At 60.1% G+C, this 2,810-nt stretch carries 1 protein-coding gene and 1 pseudogene; both read right to left on the reverse strand.

Annotation, left to right across the window (positions count from 1 at the left end; genetic code table 11):
* A partial coding sequence (locus F6X37_RS35495; protein WP_262420165.1) for a YadA family autotransporter adhesin occupies window positions 1-2,003 on the reverse strand: 2,003 nt, incomplete at its 3' end.
* Between the two features lie 361 nt (window positions 2,004-2,364).
* A pseudogene (locus F6X37_RS35500) lies at window positions 2,365-2,810 on the reverse strand (transposase); the annotation flags it as partial.

Consider the following 2,810-nt stretch of genomic DNA (forward strand, 5'->3'; position numbering starts at 1 on the left):
TCGCTGCTGCCCAGGGTCGTTGAGGACGGAAGGTCCGACATCTGGGCGTTGAGGCTCGACACCTGGCCGCGGATATCCGTCACCTGGTTCTGCAACGTCGACAGCTGGCCGTAGTTCACCGCGTCGTACTGGTTCACACCGTTCGCCACATTCGACAGGACTACAGGCCCTGCGCTCAGGCTCCCGCCCAGCGTGACTGAACCGAAGTTCATCGAACCATCTGCGTTGTGGTCGTACTGCACCGCGCCCGACAGTTGGGTCCCGACATCGCCGAGCTTGCCCTGGAGATTCGTGATGTCCTTCGTGTTGTCCGTCACCCGGTCATCAAGGTTGCTGACCGCCTCACCGACGCTGTGGACTGTCGTGCCGCCAACGCTATAGTTCGGCTGGCTGATCGAGCCGTCGGCGTTCACCATCGAACCACCGCCCAGCGCTTTGGACACGCTGTCCGCATTCGCATACAGCTGGCCGCCGTTGATCGCGTCCACGCTCGAGGCGTTCACCGTGCCCGCTGCCACACCCGTTACCGTGCGGTTGCCCGCCGTGCCCGCCACATTCATCACCGTGCCGTCCGTATTCCTGCCGACCGTGATTTCACGCGTGGTCGCGTCCTGCTGCACCAGACCGACCGAGCCGCTGCTGATCTGGTTCTGGACGTCTGCAATGCCAGTCGCGTTCGTTGCGATGTCCTTCGTGTTGTCCGTCACCCGGTCATCGAGGTTGCTGGCCACTTCACCGACGCTGTGAACCGTCACGCCGCCGACGCTATAGTTCGGCTGGCTGATCGAGCCGTCGGCGTTCACCGTCGAACCACCACCCAGCGCTTTGGACACGCTGCCCGCATTCGCATACAGCTGGCCGCCGTTGATCGCGTCCACGCTCGAGGCGTTCACCGTGCCCGCTGCCACACCCGTTACCGTGCGGTTGCCCGCCGTGCCCGCCACGTTCATCACCGTGCCGTCCGTATTCCTGCCGACCGTGATTTCACGCGTGGTCGCGTCCTGCTGCACCAGACCGATCGAGCCGCTGCTGATCTGGTTCTGGACGTCTGCAATGCCAGTCGCGTTCGTTGCGATGTCCTTCGTATTGTCCGTCACCCGGTCATCGAGGTTGCTCACCGCGTCACCCACGTTGTTGACCGTCACGCCGCCGACGCTATAGTTCGGCTGGCTGATCGAGCCTGTCAATGCATCATAGGTTGCCCCACCACCTATCGCTGCCGCTGCACTCGTGCCAATGTTGTTCGATTTCCCCGCTTCGTTTTTCAACTGGCTGACGTTCACCGCATCCGTGGACGCCGAACCGGCGGCAACGTTCGTCACGCGACGTTGATTGCCTGCCGAACCCACCGACACTTCGCCCTTCGCCACCCCTACCAGCGCTCGCGAACCTGCCGGGTTATAGGCCGCGGCACTCAGGTCAGCTGTCGTGGTCGAACCCGCGCCCAGCGCCACCGAGTTATCTGCGCTTGCACTGGCGTTCACGCCCAATGCAACGGAGTCGCTCCCTGCCGCAACAGCGTTGAAGCCAAGCGAACTGCTGCTTGTGCCGGACGCCTGCGCCTGGACGCCTACGGCAGTCGCCAGGTTCCCGGCGATGCTGCCCAGACCCACAGCCGTACCATAGTCACCAGTCACGGTCGTATTGGCCCCGTACACCGTGGCGCCCGTGACATTGTTGGCATTAGCCCCGCAGCCGGCCACCGTCGACCAGTTTCCGTTACCGTCGACCAGGGCCGTACCTCCGTAGCTGATACCGTTAGGTCCAACGCCGACCGTAGCAGAATTATTGGTGTCACAGCTAGCAGATCCTCCTGGCGCACCGCCTGTCCCCACCCCGATAGTACTCGCGTGACCAGCCTGTGCCGCCGTGATGAGCGCTACCGCCGCAATACCCTTGAGCACCACCGACCGACTCGCCTTACCTCGTGCGGACGCAAGCTCGGATGCCGCGATCCAGGTTCCCAACGCTTCATTCCATACACTTTTATATGACTTGTTCATGATGTCACTCTCGCTTGAATTTAAAAGGATGATCAATCAGTTATGCGAATCATTCTGGGATCGTGTATCTGCATTTGCCTTGCCAGATCTCGCCAGAAACGGGACAGTTGGTTCAGTTGCGCTGCCCGGAGCGTGCCAACATCTAACAAGTCAGATTTTCTGCCGCGTATCGGGGCAACCACTTCTTTCCTTCGCCTTGATTACATTCTATTTTTTTGATGACTCAAGGAAAGGTGACTGAAAATGAATTGCTCAAAATAACGTAAGACCAGTCCTAATTTCGATGCCCGGCAAACTGGGCGAATCGTCCAGAAAACCGGTGCCCGTGCCGCCCGTTCACTAGAAGCTGTTGCGAAATTAGTTAAATGACTTGCCTGAGACGCGTCCGGTAAATCAAGGCACAAGCAAGAGACAGGAGGGCCTCATGAACGTGAGCGTAGCGTTCGTAACGAATCTTCCGGCGTCGAAACGAGTGAAGCCATGCAACCGGTCGCTCGACCGGCCAGCGCGTTTTTCCCGACCACTGCCGTGGGGTGAGCCGATTTTTGCAAGCATCGGGTGATGCCACGCTCTCTCAAGCGTTGCCGATGAGGTTCGGAACTGTAGCCTCGGTCGCCCTGAACAATTTGCGGCTTATGCAGGGGACGCCCTCGCTCGCCTCTGACGTGCGGAATTACCTCATTCAGAGCATCAAGTTGGGTGATGTTGTGTCAGTTTGTTGCGTTCAGGATACCCACGAGCGGAATGCCTTGCGCCTCGACGATGGGGGGTGTTTGCTGCCGGGCTTGCGCCGGTCCGTGGGATTCG

The sequence above is a fragment of the Paraburkholderia sp. 31.1 genome (assembly GCF_014397645.1).
In the GTDB taxonomy this organism is placed as follows: domain Bacteria; phylum Pseudomonadota; class Gammaproteobacteria; order Burkholderiales; family Burkholderiaceae; genus Paraburkholderia; species Paraburkholderia tuberum.